This is a genomic window from Acetivibrio sp. (genome assembly GCF_035371925.1).
Classification (GTDB): Bacteria; Bacillota; Clostridia; order Acetivibrionales; family Acetivibrionaceae; genus Hungateiclostridium.
The window spans coordinates 1-6983 of record NZ_DAORXT010000104.1 but is presented as its reverse complement, the minus strand read 5'-3'; the positions used below and the strand labels follow the sequence as shown (position 1 = coordinate 6983).

At 38.2% G+C, this 6983-nt stretch carries 5 protein-coding genes; 1 reads left to right on the top strand and 4 read right to left on the bottom strand.

Annotation, left to right across the window (positions count from 1 at the left end; translation table 11 throughout):
• The 4 genes from PLH43_RS11775 to PLH43_RS11760 all read right to left on the bottom strand — a co-directional run.
• The coding region (locus tag PLH43_RS11775) for an HsdR family type I site-specific deoxyribonuclease (protein ID WP_324363341.1) at positions 1 to 2378 on the bottom strand (2378 nt) is incomplete at its 3' end.
• A 12-nt stretch (positions 2379 to 2390) separates the two neighbouring features.
• On the bottom strand, positions 2391 to 3563 hold the full coding sequence (locus tag PLH43_RS11770; protein ID WP_324363335.1) for a restriction endonuclease subunit S: 1173 nt from the start codon (positions 3561 to 3563) through the stop codon (positions 2391 to 2393).
• Positions 3557 to 6247, bottom strand: coding sequence for a class I SAM-dependent DNA methyltransferase (locus tag PLH43_RS11765; protein ID WP_324363333.1), 2691 nt, complete (start codon positions 6245 to 6247; stop codon positions 3557 to 3559). Before PLH43_RS11765 ends, PLH43_RS11770 begins: the two co-directional genes overlap by 7 nt.
• A gap of 59 nt (positions 6248 to 6306) precedes the next feature.
• A complete protein-coding gene (locus tag PLH43_RS11760; protein ID WP_324363330.1) occupies positions 6307 to 6501 on the bottom strand; it encodes a helix-turn-helix domain-containing protein in 195 nt (64 codons plus the stop codon).
• 274 nt (positions 6502 to 6775) lie between these two features.
• Here PLH43_RS11760 and PLH43_RS11755 point away from each other — a divergent pair.
• The coding region (locus tag PLH43_RS11755) for a hypothetical protein (protein WP_324363328.1) at positions 6776 to 6983 on the top strand (208 nt) is incomplete at its 3' end.

Below are 6983 nucleotides of genomic sequence, written 5' to 3'. Positions count from 1 at the left end.
CCATAATCAGATACAAGTTTATCACAACAATTTGCAAAAGACCGAGTGAGCGCTGCCGTTAACGTGTACAGTGTATCTCGACGTGCTGTTTTTTCATCATCTTCGCTGTTATCTCCACAGAAAAATTCAATGAAATCAGTATCTGCTTTCGGTTCTGAAACGTTTTCAAATAATGCTTCCAATGATGAAAGTGTACCTTCCATTTCTGACTTTGCTTCATCATAGCGGTTTTTAATAAGTCCTTCGACATCCTCTTTGTCAAACCCATCAAATGCCTCTGACGTATAATCAGAAATGGCAAGCTGTAGATTACGGAATAAATCCATATAATCAACAATATAACCATAGTCCTTATCTTCGCCATCCGGTCTATTGACACGACAAATAGCCTGAAAAAGGTCATGGTCACGCATGGATTTATCAATATAAAGATAAGTGGCACTTGGGGCATCAAAACCCGTAAGTAATTTATCAACCACAATAAGAAGCTTCATTTGCGCTGGGTTTTCTTTAAATTGCTTCTTTACCTCTTTTTCATATTCTGATAGCTTCTTGCCACCAAGCATCCGCTCATATATAGACTTTTTGTATTCTTCTTCGCTTTCCTGTGAAGGATCTGAAGTAGCCGTCCGTACACTTTCGGTTGTTGGCTCATACGAAGTTACGACAGCACATTTTGTAAAGCCCATACTCATAAAGATTTCCCAATATCTGCATGCTTCGTAGATGCTATTTGCGACGAGCATAGCAGTACCGCGGTCTTCCCTTAATCTCGGTTTAAGGCTCATATCAAAAACTATATCAGCTGCTATTTTCTCCAAGCGTTGCTTAGAACTGTATAATTTATTAATGGAAGTCCAACTTTGTTTGAGCTGGAGCTTTGCACGCTCTGTTAAGCCTTTTGTCTTCTGTTCAAACCAAAGGTCAACTTTATCTTGACTGGATAAATCCTGATCAACATCTCTTGCCTCATACCTTAAATCCAAAATTACGCCATCTTCTACACCCTCATCAAACTTATAGGTATGTATGTATGGGCCAAAGATTTCAAGACTTGTTTTCTTATCTGTCTTAAGCAATGGAGTTCCAGTAAAGCCAATTAAGACTGCATCGGGCATCAGTGTTTTTACTGCTTCATGCAGCTTACCGGAATTGGTACGATGGCATTCGTCAATAAAAGCAACGATGTTTCCTTTCGCCTTAAAGTCTTTTGGAAGATCCTTCAAAAGCTCTTTACGATATTGGTCTATATCTGCCTGTTTACCCGCATTATGACCATACTTGTGAATTAATGAGCAAATAATGGGGTCTTCGCTTTTGTCTAGAATATCACGCAGGTCCTTACAGCTTTTTGCTCTACGTACTTTTTCGTTTACATCAATAAAAAGACTTTCAATTTGGTCATCCAGTTCTTCTCTATCTGTAATAATTACAACACGACTATCAGCAACATTTTCTATAATCCATTTTGTAAGCCATACCATAATAAGAGATTTTCCGGAACCCTGTGTATTCCATATAATACCACCCTTTTTCTCAAGAATACTTTTTCTTGCAGCTATATTAGCAAAATACTGGTTATGTCTTGGAATTTTTTTAATTCCGGCATCAAAAATCACAAAATCATGTACAATAGACAAAAAGCGTTCTTTGTGGCAAAGTGAAACAATACCATCTCTCAGACGATTTGCTTCCTTTTGTTGCAACGTTTTGATTTTTACAGACAAATCATCAGTTGCATTTTTATCTTCTTTCCATTTAAGGTAATACTTTTCCGGTGTATTAATGGTACCGTAATACAATCCCTCAGCTTCATTTCCTGCGAACAAAAGCTGTGCCGCGCCGAAGAAATTGAGTATGTTTTCCTTTTTCTGATTAGTTAGCATCTGTCGAATACCCTTACCGGAACTGACATATGAACTCTTCAGCTCGAATATTCCCATAGCGATGCCGTTTATGTACAATACCAAATCAGGACGCTTTCTTGTGACTTTGTCATAACGAAGGACGGAAACTTCCTCAGCTACGGCAAAATCATTCTTGTCAATATTCACCCAATCGATGTAATGCACGGTCTGTCGTTGTCCATTGGCATCTTTTACACCTTGCCGACCATAACGAAGAAGAGAATATACCTTCTGGTTAATCTCATAAAGCGTATCTGCTTGGTTGTTGATCTTGCTTATAAGTTCGTTGATGGCAATCTTAATCTGATCATCACCATAGCCACGCTTTTTTAGATTTGCCCTCAGAAGTTCTTCTTTTACAGGTGTGTTATCGATATCCTCCAAATTACCAAGATAAGTATATTCCAGGTCATCAACCAGCCAGTGAAGTACCCTATTTTGCAATTTCTTCTCAGCGTCAACTGTTGCCATCTTGATTCCTCCTTACACAGTCAGGCGTACACGTCCCGTTAAGAGATCGTCCATTGCACCCTCACGAATTTGAATCATTTTATCTCGTTCAGCTTCCAAGTTTTTAATTTCTTTATCCATTGCTGTAAGCACATCAGAGATTGCTCTCTGTTCATTAACGTCTTTGGGCATTTCAAACTTAAAGTTTTTTAAGTCTTTTTGGTATAAATGTTTTATAGTGGAACCTGCAGATAGAGTATCAATAAACTCTCTGAATACGGATGACATAAGCACCCTATAAAGGAAAGCAGGTTCAAGTTGCGGAGCAGTTCTAAAGACAAATACTCCACTATTCAAAGTAGCTGGTCTGCTCAAGGTAGGAACCATTGCAACTTTTCCGATTGTTCCATCTTTGGTAACAAGTACATCATTCTCTTTGACTTGAATATTTTCATCCATATCATATCGTTCTTTTGAAACAAATGATATATTATCCAAGCTTATTGTCCCGTCCTTAAAATCTGTGCCACTAATTAAGTAGCTGTATCCATTTCGCAAATACTCATGCTTCTTGAGACCTTGCCATCCAATTCTAGCCTTAGGAACAATGACTTGATTGAAGGATACCTTTATCCAATCATCATGAAATCCGTCAAGTCTTGTCCGACAACAAATCAAATCCTCCAGCGCACCATCGCGAATATTCTTTTTCTTTTCAATCAGTTTTCCTAGATTATCAATATGATTATCCAAATCTGATAAAATTGAAGATATAGCTTTTTGTTCTGAAGTATTACTGGGTATCGTTATCTCAATATTCTTAAATGTTTTTCCATTTAGCTTGGCCCTTGTCCCTCCTACCAAAAAAGTAGTATAATCAACTTTTTTCAATAGGTAATATAAAAACTTTGTAACAGCTACTGATTCTTTCGCAGAAATTACATGAGCATGATTGTTTACCCATATCTTACCTTTAGCATATGTAACGGGATAATTTAGCAAATCATTTGCTCCATCTTCTGCTATAAGGACAAACTCGCCATCATGTGTATATCCGTCGACATAATCTTGAATACCATTTGCGCCATAATAAGGTGTATTTCCAGGTCTCCTTTGGTTTTTTGTGACTGGAATACGCAAATTATCAAAAAGATCAGCTACATCAATGACTCTATATGTTTCCCAACCTTGTGGATAAGTTACCATTTGTATCCCATCCTCTCCAAAGCTGCCATAACTGCTTGCCTTGATTTTTCTGTATCTTCTTCAATTTCTCTAAGTGTATGTTCGTAACGTTTTGCAATAAGCAGTACCTTTGAAGACATAGAATTCAGCACTAGCTCAATCTCATCTCTAATGCTTGCCTCAAGTTTTGCCATCCATTTCATATCAAAAAGAATATGCTTGATTTCATCTACAGTAAGCTCTCCGTATTTTGCCTGCACTTTGTCATCAAGAGCCTTTTGAGCTTCTTTTATGGCTTTGTCCGTTTCTTCTTTCTCAATCATTTTAGCCTGATACGCAAGCAAAGCATCGTACTCTTCTTTATAGATCTCAGGGACAACAGCTGAATCCATAGCGAGCTTTAGTGCTGCTTTAAGCTTGGCTTTACCGAAAGTTCCATTCTTGTTTCTAATATCGAATTCAGCCAGTTCCGGAGCTTTACTAATTAGTGCCTCCATCTCGTCGGTTTTACCCTCGTCAAATAGAGTCATCAGCTTTGTCATTGCATCCATAACCGCGGAGGTCTTCTTGCTTTCGAGTTCCTTTAACCGCTTATTAAGATTCGCCTTCGGGATGCCATCTCCATTCTCATTGAGTACTTCCTTAAGTAACCCGTCATCACCGGATTCTTCTTCGCGCATTTCATCCAATTCAGCTCCCAAAGCCACAGACTTCTCTGTTAAAGCATTGATGGTATCTAGTTCTTCTGGAAAATATGACATCTCAATGATTTCTTTCGGTATTAAAACGCCATCAAAGGATTTTACTTTAGAAGTATCATCAACGGATACAGTTTCGCCGTTCTCATCTTTGATTTTTTTCTGTGCATACTCATATTCAATTTCTCTTCCGGCCTCGTAACCATATGCTTTGATAGCATATACATCATCCTGAAGCTTTGCATTCCAATAATTCATCAGGCAATCGTAAACGTCATAATTATCAAGAAGTAGTGCTGATTTATACGTATCCAAAAGCATGGAGGAGATAGTACGAATAAGTTGCTTAGGGTTCGTTTCACTGTTAATATTCAGTAGGATGCTTTTAACAGCATCTCGCCATTGCGTAAACATTGTTTCTACTTCTTTTTTCTTCTCGTTCTGCACATCAACGTCCTGCCAGATAGCTTCCTCTATGTTTTCAGAAGGTATAGCAAGGTGGTAGATATTTTGCTGGTTGTCAGTGCAAGTGAAGATTTTCTGTTTCAAAGCCGGAGATATACTCCAAAGTCTTTTAAGCGAGTCAATATCTGTTCCCGGAATGCCGCCTTTTAAGTGTGCAGCAATGTTCTGTGGTAATGTATCGTCAATCTTTTGTATGTAACGTGATACATTTAAATTGCCAGCATTTTTCTCCAGAATATCTGAATATTTCACAAAACGTGAATAGCCTTCAATTTCATCTTGGTTGATAAAGGTCCGGACTATCTTCTCAATGTCTTGCTCACGTAATCTATTTTTATTGCCATCTTTCTTAAAACCACGGCTGGCGTCTATTAAGAAAATTCCTTCTCTTTTATCAGCATCCTCTTTATCAATAATAACAATGCAAGCAGGAATCCCTGTACCGTAGAAGAGATTCGCTGGAAGACTGATAATGCCTTTAATCCATCGTTTCCTAAGAATTGCAATGCGGATGGTTTCTTCAGAATTACCTCTGAACAATATACCGTGAGGCATAATAATACCCGCTTTGCCATTGTCGTTAAGTGATTTCAGAACGTGTAAAAACCAAGCATAGTCCCCATTCTTTTCAGGAGGAATACCGTATCCATCAAATCGTTTATATTTATCTTCTGTTGCTTTGATACCATCGCTCCACGATTTATCTGAAAACGGGGGATTCATGACAATAAAGTCAAACTTTTTGAGTCCTCCAAAATCGTCTATAAAAGCAGGAGAAGCCAAGGTGTTTCCCTTCTTAATATCACCTGTTTCTATTTGATGGAGAATCAAATTCATTTTTGCTAAACCCGCCGTAGAGATATCTTTCTCCTGACCGAAAATTGTTACAATTGGATCGCCATTTTCATCCACAGGCGCTTCATCTGCGGCGCGAATCAATAAGCTGCCGCTACCTGCTGCCGGATCATACAATGTCCATTTTTTTAATGGCGTCTGCTTAATTTTGTCTATCCCGATCAATCTTGCAATAATACGGGAAACCTCACTTGGCGTGTAGAACTGCCCTTTGCTCTTTCCAGATTCTTGGGCAAATTTCATCATAAAGTATTCATAAGCATCCCCGATGATATCATCGCCACTTGCCCTATTATTCCTGAAGTCAATCGCAGGGTTTTGAAATACTGCAATTAAGCCTGATACCTTGTCCACCAATTCCTTGCCATAGCCCAGCTCATCGGGATTATTAAAGCTAACATCAGGAAGCTCTCCTTGCAGTTTGTTGTCCTCCAAAAACTTCTGGAGTATTTTGTCTACACGTTCTCCGACATCACTCTTTCCTTTTGCTCTGATTAAATCATCAAAAGATGCACCTTCACTAATTTTAAACCCTGCAAACGGTTGTCCTTTATACCTGTCCGATACATACTTAAAGAACAATAACACGAGCACATAATCTTTATACCGAGCCGGTTCAACGCCGCCCCTTAATTTATTACAAGCCTCCCACAAAAGGGAATACAATTCTGATTTTTTCACGGCCATAATCCTCTTTAACTCCTTTCTAATCTTATGCGATTCATATTTTTAGTAGATATATAGTGTTATTCCATAGCACTTTTCCCGCTTTTAACCCAATTATCAAGCTCTGAGATTTTAAATTTCCACTGCTTTCCTATTTTATGGGCAGGAATTCCTTTCTCTTTTCTTATCCAATCTCTTACAGTAACAGGCTTCACTCCTAAATAGGTAGCAGCTTCATCGATATTAATCCATTTGTCGTTAATTATCTCGCTCATCTTTTCACCTCATCGAGCATCTAATAGGTATAAGTACTTACAATTAATTGTATCACAAAATCTGTAAACAGAAAAGTAGTTTTATGATATTTGCTTATGATTTGCTTATATTTATTGTTATGGTAAGGATTGACTAATAAGATGTTTCTGCTATATAAAGCAGTTCTTAAGGCAGCAACTTTAACTTCATATCTAATCCGTCAACTCAACCCCTATGAAAAAATCCCGTTATCCAATCTATCAACTCAACCCTATCACTTTCAGTGTAGTTGACATGTTCCCGCATACAATAAAAAATAAGGATTTCCAGACATTATCACCTCAGGCAGAACAGCTGAGAGTACATTTCAATGTCTGGGAATCCTTTATTTACAGCCTTTTCAAGTCCTTCTACTTCTCACCCCTTGACATCAATGTCACGCACTCACCATGGTATGTCTGTGGGAACATATCAAACGGTTGGACGGAGAGTATTTCGTATT